This window comes from Colwellia sp. MB3u-55, assembly GCF_014076785.1.
In the GTDB taxonomy this organism is placed as follows: Bacteria; Pseudomonadota; Gammaproteobacteria; order Enterobacterales; family Alteromonadaceae; genus Colwellia_A.
In genome coordinates, this window is record NZ_JACGUS010000118.1 from 1 (window position 1) to 16449 (window position 16449).

A 16449-nucleotide genomic window follows, 5' to 3' on the forward strand; every position below is an offset into this window, starting at 1 on the left:
CTAGCGACAATAGCACTGTGGCACCACCTGATCCCATTCCGAACTCAGAAGTGAAACGCAGTAGCGCCGATGGTAGTGTGGGAGTTCCCATGTGAGAGTAGGACATTGCTAGGCTTCTAATTAAGAAAAACCCGTAGCTAATGCTACGGGTTTTTTGCTTTCTGGCGTTTAAAAACTTAGTAATTATAACTAATAAAATCGTTTTACCAACAGTTGTGTAACTAAAACATATTATTCCTCTATCTTAAGTGCTGTACTTGACGTACTTATCATCACCACTAAAATACTACACAGAGCGATATCGGCTTTAATTATTTTTAACGTTTTTATATCGCCTCTTCTTGGCATTTTAATATTGAGAAAGATAATATCTGGATATATAAATTCACTACTATTTTCCTAGGGTATTTCATTTCTCAAGTAAGTAACCGTTTGTTGTTAATTTACTAAATACGCGATTGAATTTTTAATATTAAAATCACTGAAAGCATCTATCATGTTCAGCATGATCAATATTGTTTTCAACCATTAAGGTTTAAATTGCTTTAAGATCATACCTAATTTTATCTCTATCTGTTTGGTGATAATAAACAATTTAAACAGTTTTCTACGCTATTATTTTGACTTTTTTAAATTTCAAGATAAATAGACTTCCTACGCCTAATTCAGATTTAGCTTCTATACTGCCACTATGATGTTCAATAATGCGCTTAACAATACTTAAGCCTAAGCCAGAGCCTGAAAATTTTTTACCATTAACTAGTCGATGAAACGGCGAGAATATTTTATTAACATGTAATGGATTGAAACCGATACCATTATCTTGCAATAATATTTCAATATAATTACCAGTATCGTCCATGGCTATGTCGATAATTGGTAAGCTATTATTAAATTTTATGCTGTTAGCAATTAGATTTTGGAACAAGAGTTGTAACAAACCAATGTTACCTGAGATATCAGCCAGCTCATCCGGTATATTCACTTTAAAGTCAGTTTGTATTGTATCTTTAAGTGATATAACTGCTTTAGTAATAACGAGCTTTAAGTTAACAATTTCGAATACTTGATTTGCATAGCCTACAGATAAGTAACTTTGTAAGTCTGATACTATGCTATGTACATCTTTTGTACTTTTCTCAAGGTAGTTAAACCATTTTAATTCATCAGGAGTACAGTCTATCCTTGAGGTTAAGTCGGCTTTTAATGCCTTAGATACCCCCATAATACGACTAATATGACCGTTAAAATCATGAGATAAGCTAGCACAAAATGCTTGCATATCTTGATTATATCCAGCAAATTCTTGTTGGTGCCTAAATCTCTCAATAGCATAATAACATGTTTTATATAGTAATTGTGGTGTCAACTCATCTTTAGATAAATAGTCTTGAACGCCTTTGTTCAGCAAAGTTTGTGCAATTTTAATACTGTTTACAGAAGTCAATACCACCATTGGCAAGGGGTTAGTTTGTAAACTTAACCACAGTACAGTTTCGCTTATAGTTGAATCAGGTAATTGTAGGTCACACAGGCATATATCAAAGTGTTCAGAGGAAAGTCTTGCAGCACCTGTAGATAAAGTTTCTGACCTTACAACATGAGCATGTATTTCCGTAATAGACGCTAAAGCATCTTCAATAATCTCAAAATGGTCAGGGTTACCCTCTATTACCATTACCTTCATGATATATGTTTTCCTATGTCATTAATGAAATGTGAATACATCCATGAAAATTAGACATTATCAACTTAGGTTGCTAATGTAAATACGTACCAATTGTCTTGTAGATTTTCACAAAAGGTTATGGATGTCTTTGTGTTCGTATTTTTAAAGTAGATGTTCATGCTAGGATGGTACTAAATGAGAATTTTGATTGTTGATGATGATGAAATTGATAGTGCTCTGGTAAAAAGAGCGTTGAGTACATCTTTACAAAATAGTTATGAAGTGGAAGAGGCTGATTCTGTCATCAAAGGTCTTGCCCTAATTGAAGCTGAAACCTTTGACGTTATTTTACTTGATTATCATATGCCTGAAGTTAATGGTATTGAAATGATTATCGACATCCGCTCTCGCTTAAATCTTGGTAATACCGCTATTATTGTTATCAGTGCCGCACAAGACAGTTCAATTGCGTTGAACTGTATTGAAGCTGGAGCACAAGACTTTATCTCTAAAATTGACATATCACATGTCAAACTCCATCAAGCGATTATACACTCTAAAAAACGCTTTGAAATGGAACAGCGATTGCACGAAAGCTACTTAGCTTTAAAGAATATGGCTGAAACAGATCAACTGACGGGTCTACATAATCGCTATTACTTTAATGAAACCCTCAAGTTTATGATTGCTAATAGTGACCGAACAAAGCTATCTGTCGGTATGCTAGCCTTGGATTTAGACGAATTTAAACATGTTAATGACTCATTAGGTCATCATGCAGGAGATCAATTACTGGTTGATTTGGTTGTAAGAGTTAAAGAATGCTTAAGAATCAATGATGGTTTCGCTCGACTAGGTGGTGACGAATTTGCTATTACTTTAGCCAATGTTCAATCTGTCGAAGAAGTTAACATGATTGCCAATCGTATTTTAAGTTCATTTCAAAAGCCATTTTTAATCGACGATCATCGTATTAAATGTACTATTAGCATGGGTGCTGCCTTATACCCAAACGATGCGGATAGCCAAGTAGAATTGGTCAAGTGTGCTGATATCGCGATGTACAGAGCAAAACAGAATGGTAAAAACGCTTTAAGATTCTATGAATCGCATTATCAAAATGAATTTAATCGCCGTTTTTTGATTCAAAGTGAAATAAGTGAAAATCAACGTAAATCATTGTTTAGACTATTTTATCAACCCGTGTTTTGTGCACATAACGCTCAAATCATTGGTGTTGAAGCCCTTATTAGATGGCCTGATTCACCGAAGTCATATACACCTGGTGAATTTATTCCTGTTGCTGAAGAAACACGATTGATTCATGATCTCGGTCAATGGGTACTTACGACTGCTTTAGCTGACCTAGGATCATGGCAAAGACAATTTGCTGATGATTTCTCCATGTCCATCAATATCTCAGCCTTACAATTGCAAGACCCTCAATTAACTAAAAAAATAATATACGAAACAACACGGCAAAGAGTTTTACCTAGTACCATCATCTTAGAAATTACTGAAACAGCACTTTTAGAAGACGATGAAGTAACGCGAGATACACTTCATTCATTGTCATCTCATGGTTTCCAAATAGCATTAGATGATTTTGGTATGGGTTTTTTTTCTATTGCTCATTTAAATAACTTCCCTATTGATATCGTTAAACTCGACAAGTCGCTACAAAAAAAGGAGCAGTACGTTAACAAGAAAAAAAGCTTGCTTGAAGCCGTCACTATTATGCTTAAACTTCTTGATTTCATTGTTGTTGCTGAAGGTATAGAAACAGAGAGTCAATTATTAGTTTGTCGTGAACTTAAAATAGATAAGATACAAGGTTATTTATTGGGTAAGCCTATGCCAGCACATATGTTAGAAGAAAAGTTGCTTGCACAGATTGCATAACTTAATGGTTTTATATATCACTTAACTCTTACGTATAACTTGATATAAATGGAGCGAGAATTCGATGATATCAGCTTTAATACCCGACAATGAACTGGCACGTTTGGCAGCATTAGATGAGTACAATATTTTAGATACGCCATCTGAGCTAGCTTATGATCAGCTTACCGAGCTTGTCTCCAGTGTCTGTGGTACTCCTATTGTGCTAATTTCTTTTATCGACGAGAAGCGACAATGGTTTAAGTCTCATTACGGGCTTGAAGTAGGAGAGACTCCGCGCGATATTGCCTTTTGTGCGCATGCTATTCATCAGGATGACATCTTTGAAATACAAGACAGTCGTAAAGATAAACGTTTTCATGATAACCCTTTAGTAACTGGACCCGCTCAAGTTGTTTTTTATGCAGGTGCTCCATTGATAACACCTGAAGGTCTAAGGCTGGGGACTTTATGTGTCATCGATAACAAACCGTCACAATTGACCTATATTCAAAAAAAACAGTTAACCATTATTGCTCAGCAAGTTGTAGCCCATTTAGAGCTCAAGAAAGTTGCCCGTATCAAAGATAGCCTTGTTTCGAAGTCATTATCATTAACGAGTAACTTAGTGGCAAAGAATAAGGAACTTGAACAGTTTGCTTTTGTGGTATCGCATGACTTGAAATCACCTTTGGTCACTATTAATAGCTTTACGTCCACGTTAGCGAGAGAATTATTGGCTAAAACTACCGAAAAACAGCAGCATCGTTTTAGTAGAATACTTAAAAATGTTCAGCATATGGGGGATCTGCTCACCAATCTACTTGAGTTTTCTAAAGTCATGAAAGGGGACGTCATTAAAGAACCTCATGATGTAACTAGCCTTATTGAAAAAAGTTGGCAGAGATTGTTGACCAAAAACAAAATACTGAACGCTGAGCTTATTTTAACTAAACCCTTACACTCCATTTTGACTCATCAGCCACTTTTTTCACAATGTATCGATAACTTATTAAAAAATGCCTTGCAATATCGGAGTGTTGAGCGGAATCTACAAGTAAAAATTCATACTGAATTATCAGATACAGCGATTTCTTTATTTGTCTGCGACAATGGCTTGGGTATAGAACAAAAAGATCACGAACGTGTTTTTGATGTTTTTGAGCAAATTGTTGAAGGTGAAGGGACTGGAATTGGCTTGACTATTGTTAAGGCAGTAATGGAAAAACACAGCGGTTTAGTGACTTTAGTCTCTGGATTAGATCAAGGATGTTTCTTTGAATTGCATTTTCCAAAAATATAAATATAACCCACTAAATAATCCACTAAATAATCCATATTAGGAATAACCATGAACGAATGGGTACAGCAATTTGCCAACCCCAATTTTATGCCGCACGGACATTGCTACCTTTGGTGACCTGATATCTTATGGACCCATGTTATTTCTGATATCACTATAGGTGCATCCTATTATCTGATCACTATTATTTTGGCTATATTACTCTACAAGAGGAAAGAAAGTGTGCCACATAAAGATATATTTGCCTTATTTATGGCGTTTATTTTCTTTTGCGACATCACCCATTTTGTCCCTATTTATGTAACTTGGTAACCCGTTTATGACTACCAAGGCTGGATAAAAGCCTTAACCGTTTTTACTTCTATTTTAACTGCCATTGTTTTACCACCAATATTACCCGATCTTATTCAATTACCGGGTGTCGAAATTAAATATCATGAGGCACTAAAGGACGTTGAGGCGTTAAAACATAAAAATGCCCAAATGAGTTCAGTTTATTCTGCAACACTCGACTGAGAAGAACGCGTCATCGAATTAAAAAAAGAAGTTAATGCCTTAATGGTCGAACTTAAGCGAGAGCAGGTCTACGATGTTTAACTTCGCCAGGTTGTCTATATTAAATTTTTATTGCACATTCGCTTTTATGTGGAATATCGATGTATTCTAAGAATTCCGTACTAACTGCGCTACTACTATTATTCTTCATCACACAAGAAGTACTTATTGCACTCTATTATGTATCGAAACAAAAATACATGCGTGGGCAACGCGTTTCGGTATATTCGGCTATTATCGAAATGCAAAGTCAGATTGGTTATGTTGGTTTAATACATAATTTTAAAAATGCGATCTTACGGCCCAATGAACCGCACTATTGGGCTGATGCTTTTGAAAACTGCCGTAAAGCAAACATCCAATTAGATAAACTAGAAATAAAAGGCGCGTTAATTCTCAGGCAACTTAACATGTTAGCGGTAAGATACATGATGGTGGCTTATAAGGAACGGGTATCCCTGTTACCAGCCTTAACTGAGAAAAATATGAGCATAAGTGAAGTTGATAATTATTTACGTTACGACGATGAGCCTTCTCATATTGAAATAAAAGTTGTTGCAGATAAGGTTGCGATTTTACTTGAAGATAAGATGTCTGACTTACTTCGTAACAGCCTTAAATCTGGCTTTATTGTGCTAGTTGCTTTGTTATTGACCTTAGTCGTCATTATCCGTTTTTTCTTTAAAGATCAGCAAAAGGTACGCGCGCAAAGTACTATGTTAAACATCAAGATGGAAGGGCATAAAGTTGATATGGCTCGTTCATAAGTCATCTTATTGAGTATGATGAAAAATGTTGAAAAAGAAAGACGTCAAGCGACTAAACTCAACAAGCAATTAGTAAATAAGAACAAAGAAATGGAACAGTTTATCTATACAGTTTCACACGATCTAAAATCGACATTAGTCACTATTTCCGCTTTTAGTCATAAATTAGAATTAGAATTTGCTGATAAGTTAATCGATAAGCAAGCATATCGTCTGAGTCTCATCATCGAAAATGTTGATAACATGGAGAGGGTATTAACTGATTTACTTGATTTATCTCTTATTGTTCAACAAGCTATAGAAACCTCTGTAATTAATATTAAGCAAGTAGTAGGACAACAAAGTGCCGTATTGAAGAGGGACTTCTCAAAGCCACTGCTACTATTAATTTAACTGACAATTTACATACCGTAAATGCCAATTAACGCTTGGTGCCTGAGGGGATACTGAATTTATTCAACAATGCCATACGCTATCGAGTCACTCCTCTCCTTATTGACGTATTTACCAGCCAAACAAAATTATCAGCAACAATTCATGTAAGAGACAACGTTATAGGCATCGACTCAAAATACCATTGCTTAATATTTGGTATCTTTGAAAAGCTTTCCGCAACAAAAGATACTGGCGTTGGCTTAACGACTGTTAAAACAATAATGGATAAGCATAACGGCAAGGTGCTACTTACTTCGGCACTGGGCGAAGGGTGTTGTTTTTCTCTTGAATTTCCTAACGATGTCAACGGTAATAATAAAACAGTGACTTAACATTGATAACGGATTCAATATATTGCTCACGCTAACTGTAGTGGGATATTATTTATCTAATATCATTTATTTTTTTACTAAAAAGCCGCGTTTACTTATCAAGTAAACACGGCTTTATTTTTGGGCAGATAATATTACTTTTTCTTTTTACCAAATGGTTGCTTTGGCTTTCTATCATCAAACTGATTTTCAGAGAAACGTGTTAAGCCTTGCTTACTTTTCTCAGCAGTTGCGCTTGTTGCCGGCTTCTTGCCATAAGCCGTCTTAGTCGTTACTGGCTTTTTGCCAAAGGTGGTTTTATTCCCTTTAGCGTTATTTTTTCCTTTACCGTTATTCTTATAGTGTTGTTGCTCTTTCTCACCACGGGTTTCGTTGGGTACCAGACAGCCCGGTTTAGAACCAATTAGCGTCTTTCCTAAGCCCATTTTAGTAAAAGCTTGACGAAGCATCGGCCAGTTAGCTGGATCATGATAACGTAATATAGCTTTATGTAAGCGACGCTGAATAGTGCCTTTAGGTACGGCAACACTCTTGCTGTTTTTATTTACGTTTCGCAGTGAATCTATTTCAGTGTGGTACAAAGTGGTGGCATTGGCTAAAGGTGATGGATAAAAGTTTTGAACTTGGTCTAATTTAAAATCATTACTTTTTAACCAAAGTGCTAAGTTAACCATATCACGATCTGTTGTGCCTGGATGTGCAGAAATAAAGTATGGAATTAAATATTGTTTCTTACCGGCTAACTTAGAGTAATGATCAAACATTTCTTTAAATTTATCATAGCTGCCCATACCTGGCTTCATCATGCTATTTAAAGGACCTTCTTCAGTATGCTCTGGGGCTATTTTTAAGTAACCTCCAACATGATGTGTAGCTAGTTCTTTGACGTACTCCGGATCTTGAATCGCTAAGTCGTATCTAACTCCAGATGCTATTAATACTTTCTTGATACCAGGTATTTTTCTCGCAGCACGATATAGCTCAATAGTAGGCGTATGATCTGTATCTAAATGACCACATATTGTGGGCCATACACACGAGGGTTTACGACAGGTTGCCTCAGCTTTTTCGCTTTTACAATTTAGCTGATACATATTGGCGGTAGGACCACCTAAGTCAGATATTACGCCGGTAAATCCTGGTACTTTTAGTTGAATATCTTTTATTTCATTGAGTATCGATTCTTGTGAACGACTCTGAATAATTCTGCCTTCATGCTCTGTTATCGAACAAAAAGTACAACCACCAAAACAACCACGCATGATGTTAACCGAAGTTTTTATCATGTCATAGGCAGGGATTTTTGCATCACCGTAACTTGGGTGCGGTACTCGGGCATAAGGTAAGCCAAATACACCATCCATTTCACTTTCTGTTAATGGGGTTGCGGGTGGATTTAACCAAATAAGTCTGCTGCCATGACGCTGTACTAAAGGTTTAGCAGAAGTAGGGTTTACTTCCTGGTGAAAAATACGTGAAGCATGGGCATACAATACTTTATTATCACGTACTTGTTCGAAAGTAGGTAAGTTAATATAAGTCGTTTCCCAAGGCTTCTTTTTATCAGCCCAAGATTTATTTTTATGTTGCTCTGCCCGATGCGGTGTCAGTTCAATCACTTGTGCTGTTTTGGTTATATCAGTGTCGGTGTTTTTAGCCGCAGCATCTGCTTCTGCACTGTTCTCAGAACAATCAGTAGAGGTGATTTCTTGATAAGGACTGAATATTGGGTCTATTTTACCGGGTTTATCTATCGAACGAGAGTCGATACCTTTCCAGTTGGGTAATACTTGGTTAGCAAGAAAAGCACTGCCGCGAACATCGGTGATATTTTTAACTTCCTCACCATTTGCAATACGGTGGGCAATTTCAATTAAGGGGCGTTCGGCATTACCGTAGACGAGGATATCTGCTTTTGAATCAAATAATACCGATTGACGTACTTTGTCTGTCCAGTAATCGTAATGGGCAATGCGACGTAAACTTGCTTCGATGCCGCCAATAATTACTGGCACACCTTTATAAGCCTCTTTACAGCGCTGAGTATATGCAGTTACTGCTCTGTCTGGACGTTTGCCGCCTTCATCGTTTGGCGTGTAGGCATCGTCATGACGCATTCGACGTTCAGCGGTATAACGATTGATCATTGAGTCCATATTTCCGGCTGTAACGCCAAAAAATAGATTAGGCTGACCTAGCTCCATAAAGGCATCTTTGGTATGCCATGCAGGTTGGGCGATAATTCCGACACGAAATCCTTGCGACTCTAACATTCTGCCAATAATTGCCATTCCAAAACTTGGATGGTCAACATAAGCATCGCCAGTTACTAAAATAATATCACAAGAATCCCAACCAAGGGTGTCCATCTCACTTCGAGACATAGGTAAAAACGGCGCTGTTCCATAGCATTCAGCCCAGTATTTTGGGTATTCGAACAATGAGGTTTTTACTTGTGTGAGCATAATTTGGCCTAGGATTGTGTAAGTAAGATTTTATTGTCGCTGGTCAATACAAAAAACAATAATTTGTTGTATAGAACAAGGCGCGCGATTATAGCAAATTATCATTTTAATTGTAGCCTTTATTGATGCATGGGCATGATTTAAAAAGCCTCCATACATTATGACGCAACTTTATTGCGGTTGGTCGCATAAGATTACACTTTGCCGCCAGTTAAATTTACTATTTGATTGTATAAATTTATCGGGTTGAGTATAACTAACTATCTGATGTCCATTCTCAAAATTCACGATTAAAATAAGTCTCTTACCTATGAAAATAAAAATATTAACCGCCGCTATAAGTTTATCTTTAGTTGCCTGTGTAACAACAACGGCTGATCAATCGGCTGAAAAGATTTTAGATGATAACTACAGCAATAATAAATCTGTGGCGGCCGCTAAAGAAGTAAAGACAATCGCTATTGCTAAAGCCGTTGCCCTAAAAGAGTCTTTGTCAGCAAATAACGACTTATTAATCACCTTAGAACAAATTATGTCTGACCCAGATTGGATGGGGCGTTCACCACAAAGTTGGTATTGGGGTGATGATAATCAGACTATTTTCTACAAACAAAAACGTGCTGGTAGTCCGCTAAGTGATTTATACCGCCAAGCGACGTTGGACAGGGAAGCAGAAAAAGTTAAATTAGCGCAAATGCATGTGGTCAGTGATAGAAATGCACAGCGAAACAAAGCCAATACGCATGAAGTTTACACTTTTGAAGGCAATGTTTTTGTTAAAGAGCTGGCGAGTTTAGATGTTCAACAACTGACTTATACGTCAGCTTATGAATATTCAACGATGTTTTTAAATAATGGTAATGTCGCTTACCGAGTTGGCAACAAATTTTTTGAACATGACTTATCCAGTAATAAAATTATTGAATTAGCTAATTTACAATTAAAAAAAGATCCTAAAGACAGTGAGGAGAGTCAGAGCTATATTGCCAGTGAACAACATGACTTAATCGCTTATGTTGCCTTGCAAAAAAGAAATAGCGAACTGCGAAAGAATCAACAAGAAAAACTCAAAGCGCAAAACGCTACACTGACTAAGAGTGATTTTTATCTAGGCGATAATAAACGTATCAATCACGCGAGTCTATCGCCCAACGGTGATAAACTTATTGTCAGTATTAGTAGCGGTGAATCAAGCCAAGCTGATAGTGATACTATGCCTAACTATATTGCAGATGATGGTCATATAAAAGCGGAAAAGGTCCGTCAGCGTGTTGCTGATAATCGTCAATATAATGATGAGCTTTTTTTACTTGATTTAAAGTCAGGTCAAAAATTTCCACTCTCTTACGAGGTTTTACCCGGTGCTGATGAAGATGTACTTACCAGTGTCAAAACTGAGAACTATCAACGTGAAGGTAAGGTTTATCAGTCTAAAAAATCACCCCGTAATATTCATGTTATGCAAGCTAATTCGCCTATTCAATGGCACGAAAATGGCAAACAAGTTGCAGTATTACTAGAAGCATGGGACAACAAAGACCGTTGGTTAACAACAGTTAATTTAATGGAGAATAAGCTAGAGAGCCAACATCGCTTACATGATGATGCTTGGATCAACTGGAGCTTTAATGAGTTTGGTTGGTTAAAAGGTGACAATACCTTGTACTACCTCTCAGAAGAAACTGGCTATTCTCATCTTTACAGTAAAAACTTAATAGGTAAAGCTAAACAACTCACCCGTGGCCAATTTGAAATCAGTGATGTGAGCCTAACGCAAGATAAGTCGCGTTTCGTCTTTAAAGCCAATAAGAAACACCCTGGTATTTATGAAATCTATCAAGTAGATATAAAATCTGGTCAGTTCAGTGCTTTAACTGATTTAGGTGGTATGAATGACTATGCATTAAGCCCAGATGATTCAACGTTATTAATTGAACATTCAACAGTAGCTATGCCTCCAGAGCTTTATGTAAAAGCACTTAAAGATGATGCTACGGCGATACGCTTAACTCATACGGTCTCTGAAAAATTCTTAAGTATGCCTTGGACTGCGCCAAGTGTGGTTGCTGTGCCCTCTTCATATCAAGATGAACCTGTTTATTCTCGTGTTTATTTACCAAAAGACTATGATAAAACGGCTGATAAAAATCGTGCGGTAATGTTTAGTCATGGTGCTGGCTATCTACAAAACTCACATTTAGGTTGGTCTGGGTATTTTAGAGAATACATGTTCCATAGTATGTTAGTGCAACAAGGTTATGTCGTTATTGACATGGATTATCGTGCTTCTGCAGGATACGGCCGAGATTGGCGAACAGCTATATATCGCCACATGGGTAAACCTGAAGTACAAGATATGCGTGATGGCGTAAACTGGTTAGTTGATAATGCTAATGTCGACCGTCAACGTATTGGGACTTATGGCGGTTCATATGGCGGCTTTCTAACCTTAATGTCTATGTTCACTCAGCCTGATTTATTTCAATCAGGTTCAGCACTGCGCTTAGTTTCTGACTGGGCCTATTATAATCATGGTTATACCTCAAATATTTTGAACACCCCTGGCGATGACGCAATTGCTTATGAGAGAAGTTCACCTATTTATTTTGCTGAGGGATTAGAAAAACCCTTATTAATTAATGCGCCAATGGTCGACGACAATGTCTTTTTTCAAGATACCGTTCGTTTGGTGCAACGCTTGATTGAGTTAGAAAAGCAAAACTTCGAAACGGCTATTTATCCAGTCGAACCTCATGGTTTTGTTCAGCCAAGTTCTTGGTTAGATGAATATCGACGCATCTATAAGTTATTTGAAAATACCTTGTAATTTATCTAGAGCTTGCAAGACTAAAGGGTTACCTTTCTTATAAATTAAGAGCGGTAACCTTTTTTTTTGGCGAACGAACGACACTCACTGATTGACATAAAATCGTTGCAGGAGGATGAAACTAATATTTGTGGTCTTATTTTATCTCGCCTTTATTGTAAATGCTCAGGCTAAAGCGGTATGTAAAGTCAGTTTGGGGAGCATAACTATTCCCCTTATGCCATTATTGTAAAGGGAAAGTCAGTGTCAGGTACCATGAAAGATATTAATGATGCTATTACTGAGAAATTGAGCAGCTGGAGCAATATCAAATTCAAAGCTTAGTGATAAGTGATAAGTGAGCATAATATCCATAGCGCTTTCAGCTAATTCTAATCTATCAATAAAATAATAAAATAATAAAATAATATAATAAGGCATTAATCGCGTTGAAAAAAGCAGGTGTTATCGACAATATTTAAAAAAATCAGTCTTTACCTTAATGTTTTTTTAGTGGAAATAATTTTAGAGCCATTAAAAATAAGATGGCGAATACACCACCTAATGCTCCCCATAAATGAGCATTTATTGCTACGTTAGCGCCAATCAAGTCAGCGACGTCTTCACTTGCGCCATAATATTGTTCGTGAGCTATCTTTAAAATTACTCCAATAAGTAATAAGTAACCGGTGCGCTCTTTTGCTTTAATATCCTCGATAGCGCCCCAAATAAACAGGCCATGTAAAATACCGGATAAACCCACGTATTGTTCAATGTTTGGTGAAAACCAATGGATGCCAACAGCACAAATAACAGCACTTATCATAAATACAATCAGATAATTTTTAATGGTGTAGAATTGACCATGCAAGGCCCACAACATAATAACCGCTGCGCTATTCAACAGGAAATGCGCACCATTGGTGTGAAAAAAGTGCCCAGTAAATACCCGCCAAACTTCGCCTTGTGTGACTAAACTGCGTTGATAAACAAATAAATCACTGAAACTACTATCAAATATAAAAGCAACCAGTGAAATAATCAGAACTATCGCGGGAACCGTTACTTGTTGAACAGAAATGGGAAAAGCAGAAAGTGACAATCGCATGAAAATAGGCTTATAAACAAAGAGTAAAATATATTTTACTGCATTTTAGATGTTTTTTATATTAAAAATATTCTTAACGTTTAATGGTGAACAGCGTAGACTCATCGCTAATAATTATCTGTTAAGCCCAAATTAATGACCCGAGCATACTGCTTACAATGCGAACGTCCTGAAAAATCTTGTCTGTGTCATTTAGTCACATTGGTTGATAATGATATTCATATCGTGATTTTACAACATCCATTAGAAGTTAAACAAAGTAAAGGCAGTGTTACCTTATTGCATCTGTCATTAAAAAATAGCCAAGTTATTGTGGGTGAAAACTTTACTGACCACATTGAAGTACATCGATTATTAGAGCATTATCATCAACAATGTGCTGTTTTATATCCAGCTAATGACGCCGTTGTTTTAAGTGCCAATAATAGTGATATAACAACGCCTAAGTGTTTGTTTATCTTAGACGGTACTTGGAAAAAAGCGTATAAAATGTTTATGAGTAACACTTGGCTGCAACAACTGCCGCATTTTACCTTGGAGAATGATATTGTTGGACAATATCAAATTCGAAAAACAACCAAAAAGCACGCTCTGTCATCGCTAGAGGCATGTTGTTATGGGCTTAGTGTTTTAGAACACCAACGTGATGGAGAAAATAAGTATCAAGCAGTATTGGCAAGCTTTGTAGAATTTAATCATTTTCAGTTATCGTTTAACCCAAATTAGTTTATGTATTTTTAAGGAAAACTATGTCTCGAATCCCACTATTTCAGCGTTTAAGTATGGTAACGCTATCACTGGTACTTACCTTTACTAGTCAAGCTGAAATAATAAAACAACAAGAAGACCGTGAACCCGAAGCTGCTACGGGTGTTATCCATAAACAAGCAGTTACCAGCAAAGACTTTATGATCGCAGCAGCTAATCCTTATGCTAGCCAAGTTGGTTTCAACATCCTAAAAAAAGGTGGCAGTGCTATCGATGCGGCGATTGCTGTGCAACTGGTATTGACCTTAGTTGAACCACAATCATCGGGGATTGGTGGTGGTGCTTTTATTTTGCATTGGGATAAAAAAGAACAATTCTTAACGACTTTTGATGGTCGCGAAACTGCGCCAAAATTGGCTACGGCTGAGCTGTTTTTAGATGATAAAGGTAAAGCCATTTCTTGGATTAAAGCCGTTGTTGGTGGTCGTTCTGTTGGTGTTCCTGGTGTGTTGTCAGCACTAAAACAAGCGCATCAACAATATGGGGTGCTTGCTTGGTCAGAATTGTTTGTCGAAGCCATTGAGCTTGCCGAGCAAGGTTTTATTGTTTCTCCGCGGCTCGAAAAACTAGTATCAATGCAGTTTAATCCAGGCATTAGCCAGCTGCCTGAAATAAAAAATTATTTCTTCCCTAATAATATCGCCATAAAAGCCGGTGATCGTTTAAAAAACAAGAAGCTTGCTGCTGTTTACAGAAGTATCGCTAAAGATGGACTTAAACCTTTTTATCAAGGTTGGATAGCGGAAAAAATTGTTGATGCGGTGCAAAATTCTATCATAGCGCCAGGTAGACTTACTCTGCAAGATATGGCTAATTATCAGCCTAAACAAGTGCCTGCTGTTTGTGGTCGTTATCGCGACTATAATATTTGTGGTATGGCACCTCCTAGTTCTGGCGGTGTTGCTGTTATTCAACTGCTTGCCCAACTTCAACCTTACGACTTTGCGAAAGAAAGCCCTAACAGTTTAACGGCCGTGCATTTACTTACACAAAGTTCACGTTTAGCCTTTGCCGATCGAGAACGATATATTGCCGACAACGACTTTGTTAATGTACCTGTTGCGGGGCTAATATCTCCAAACTATTTAGCAAAACGCTCGAAATTAATTAATATCGATAAGGATATGGGAACAGCGCAAGCTGGTTTCCCGCAGGGCGCTTTAGTACAAGCAGACGATCTTGCTTTGGAGTTACCATCAACCAGTCATATTTCAATTGTTGATAAACAAGGAAATGCGATATCAATGACGACCAGTGTTGAAATGGCTTTTGGTTCAGCGGTGATGGTGGAAGGTTTTATTTTAAACAATCAATTAACGGATTTTTCATTAACACCAAAAGTGAATGGGCAATGGGTAGCAAATCGCTTAGAGCCACTAAAGCGACCTAGAAGTTCTATGGCTCCTACGATGGTATTTAACCAAGATAATTCATTAAAACTTGTAGTGGGTTCACCTGGTGGTAGCCGGATTATAAACTATGTTGCGCAAGCCATTGTTGGTGTAATTGATTGGCAGTTAGACCCTCAAACGGCAATAAATTTACCAAAAGTAACCAATCGTAATAAGGTGACCACCTTAGAAAAAGGCACGAATATTGAATTATTAAGGCCAGCTTTAGAAGCCAAGGGACATAAAGTTATCGTTAGAGATTTAAATAGTGGTCTTCATGCAATTGAAGTGACAGAGCAGGGATTAATTGGCGGTGCAGATCCGCGCAGAGAAGGGGTTGTCTTAGGTTTATAAATCATTTTTTGACCTATCTTTTTTAGGATAGGTCAAAAGTGTATTTTAAAGCAAAGACTAATTTAGAAAGGGTCTTTTAATATTTTATCAATAACCCAATCGCCATCTATCTGAATAAGAGATAAGCGCTTAACGTCTTTCAAACGATTATTATCGTAAATACCATCAAAATAAACAGTAATTACCGCTGCGTCTTTGAACTGCTCACGAACTTTTACACCGCTGTCATCTGGCGATGCAACCACTGAATCGTATGACATATTAAATAAATGACGGCCAACAGCTTTGGGTGACTTGTAATGTAATATAATTCGAGACAATTGCGGGCTACATACTTTAGCTGCTTTCTTCACATTTTTTTCATTATAAAGCGCATCAAAAAAGGCGACAGCGACAACTTCAGGACTTTCTGACGTTTTAATATCTCCATTTCCTTCGTCACCACATGCCGTAAGTAGAAGAGTAAATGAGATAATAATTAATTTTAAATAGTTCATAAGATGTAAATATTACTGGGAAAGTATACCTATATACTACCTGAAATTATTAACTCATTAGTATTAAATATTATAAAAATTCAAATATTATTGAAATTTTATAGAGTAAGTTCAATAT

Annotated in this window: 13 protein-coding genes and 1 rRNA gene; 9 read left to right on the forward strand and 5 right to left on the reverse strand. The window is 37.0% G+C overall.

Annotation, left to right across the window (positions count from 1 at the left end):
- Window positions 1-114 (forward strand): 5S ribosomal RNA (gene rrf / locus H4J66_RS14060).
- A 493-nt stretch (window positions 115-607) separates the two neighbouring features.
- Here the strand turns inward: rrf and H4J66_RS14065 are convergent.
- Window positions 608-1687 carry an ATP-binding protein gene (locus tag H4J66_RS14065; RefSeq protein ID WP_182175649.1) on the reverse strand — a complete coding sequence of 360 codons (1080 nt, stop codon included), beginning with the start codon at window positions 1685-1687 and terminating at the stop codon, window positions 608-610.
- Between the two features lie 177 nt (window positions 1688-1864).
- Here H4J66_RS14065 and H4J66_RS14070 point away from each other — a divergent pair, with 177 nt between their 5' ends.
- The 5 genes from H4J66_RS14070 to H4J66_RS14090 all read left to right on the forward strand — a co-directional run bounded on the left by H4J66_RS14070 (window position 1865) and on the right by H4J66_RS14090 (window position 6942).
- On the forward strand, window positions 1865-3571 hold the full coding sequence (locus H4J66_RS14070; RefSeq protein ID WP_182175650.1) for a bifunctional diguanylate cyclase/phosphodiesterase: 1707 nt from the start codon (window positions 1865-1867) through the stop codon (window positions 3569-3571).
- A gap of 64 nt (window positions 3572-3635) precedes the next feature.
- Window positions 3636-4853 (forward strand): ATP-binding protein, encoded by a 1218-nt coding sequence (locus H4J66_RS14075; protein ID WP_182175651.1) that lies wholly within the window; start codon window positions 3636-3638, stop codon window positions 4851-4853.
- 656 nt (window positions 4854-5509) lie between these two features.
- Entirely contained in the window at window positions 5510-6175 is a 666-nt protein-coding gene (locus tag H4J66_RS14080) for a hypothetical protein (protein ID WP_182175652.1), read from the forward strand.
- Window positions 6176-6190: 15 nt separating this feature from the next.
- Window positions 6191-6568: a histidine kinase dimerization/phospho-acceptor domain-containing protein gene (locus tag H4J66_RS14085; protein WP_259368540.1), complete on the forward strand. Its 378-nt coding sequence runs from the start codon at window positions 6191-6193 to the stop codon at window positions 6566-6568.
- A 38-nt stretch (window positions 6569-6606) separates the two neighbouring features.
- Window positions 6607-6942, forward strand: a complete 336-nt coding sequence (locus H4J66_RS14090) for an ATP-binding protein (RefSeq protein ID WP_182175654.1) — start codon at window positions 6607-6609, stop codon at window positions 6940-6942.
- A gap of 134 nt (window positions 6943-7076) precedes the next feature.
- Here the strand turns inward: H4J66_RS14090 and H4J66_RS14095 are convergent, their stop codons facing one another.
- Window positions 7077-9407 (reverse strand): YgiQ family radical SAM protein, encoded by a 2331-nt coding sequence (locus H4J66_RS14095; protein WP_182175655.1) that lies wholly within the window; start codon window positions 9405-9407, stop codon window positions 7077-7079.
- A gap of 310 nt (window positions 9408-9717) precedes the next feature.
- On the opposite strand from H4J66_RS14095, the gene H4J66_RS14100 reads away from it, so the two are divergent.
- Complete coding sequence (locus H4J66_RS14100; RefSeq protein ID WP_182175656.1) at window positions 9718-12234, forward strand: prolyl oligopeptidase family serine peptidase; 2517 nt, start codon at window positions 9718-9720, stop codon at window positions 12232-12234.
- Window positions 12235-12480: 246 nt separating this feature from the next.
- On the opposite strand, the gene H4J66_RS14105 is transcribed toward H4J66_RS14100, so the two are convergent.
- Complete coding sequence (locus H4J66_RS14105; RefSeq protein ID WP_182175657.1) at window positions 12481-12654, reverse strand: hypothetical protein; 174 nt, start codon at window positions 12652-12654, stop codon at window positions 12481-12483.
- A 58-nt stretch (window positions 12655-12712) separates the two neighbouring features.
- The gene (gene rrtA / locus H4J66_RS14110; protein ID WP_182175658.1) at window positions 12713-13321 is read right to left on the reverse strand and encodes a rhombosortase; all 609 of its coding nucleotides are present in this window, start codon (window positions 13319-13321) and stop codon (window positions 12713-12715) included.
- Window positions 13322-13456: 135 nt separating this feature from the next.
- On the opposite strand from rrtA, the gene H4J66_RS14115 reads away from it, so the two are divergent.
- A complete protein-coding gene (locus H4J66_RS14115; protein ID WP_182175659.1) occupies window positions 13457-14047 on the forward strand; it encodes a tRNA-uridine aminocarboxypropyltransferase in 591 nt (196 codons plus the stop codon).
- A 23-nt stretch (window positions 14048-14070) separates the two neighbouring features.
- Window positions 14071-15834 carry a gamma-glutamyltransferase gene (gene ggt, locus H4J66_RS14120; RefSeq protein WP_182175660.1) on the forward strand — a complete coding sequence of 588 codons (1764 nt, stop codon included), beginning with the start codon at window positions 14071-14073 and terminating at the stop codon, window positions 15832-15834.
- Between the two features lie 62 nt (window positions 15835-15896).
- Here ggt and H4J66_RS14125 read toward each other — a convergent pair whose 3' ends face one another.
- A complete protein-coding gene (locus H4J66_RS14125; RefSeq protein WP_182175661.1) occupies window positions 15897-16331 on the reverse strand; it encodes a hypothetical protein in 435 nt (144 codons plus the stop codon).
- Window positions 16332-16449 lie beyond the last annotated feature (118 nt).